Genomic DNA, 355 nt, shown 5'->3' with positions numbered 1-355 from the left:
GGACCTCCATGCCCGCCCGCTCACGCGACAGACCACCGGGACCCAGCGCCGACAGCCGCCGCTTGTGCGTCAGCCCGTCCAGCGGGTTGCTCTGCTGCATGAACTGCGACAGCTGGCTGGTGCCGAAGAACTCCTTCATGGAGGCCACGACCGGCCGGATGTTGATCAGGGTCTGCGGCGTGATGGCCTCGACGTCCTGGGTGGTCATCCGCTCCCGCACCACGCGCTCCATGCGCGCCAGCCCGAGCCGCACCTGGTTCTGGATCAGCTCGCCCACCGTGCGCAGGCGCCGGTTGCCGAAGTGGTCGATGTCGTCGACCTCGATCGGGACCGGGACCGCGCCGAGGGTGGCCTC

General features: G+C 69.9%; 1 protein-coding gene. It reads right to left on the bottom strand.

Features of this window, described 5'->3' with window-relative positions:
• Positions 1-355: RNA polymerDNA-directed RNA polymerase subunit B (locus IEZ03_RS38465; protein ID WP_506269209.1), on the bottom strand; the 355-nt coding region annotated here is incomplete at both ends.

This window comes from Actinomadura livida (assembly GCF_014648675.1).
Classification (GTDB): Bacteria; Actinomycetota; Actinomycetes; order Streptosporangiales; family Streptosporangiaceae; genus Spirillospora; species Spirillospora livida.
The sequence above is the reverse complement of the archived record's forward strand: the minus strand, read 5'-3'. Positions and strand labels throughout refer to the sequence as shown.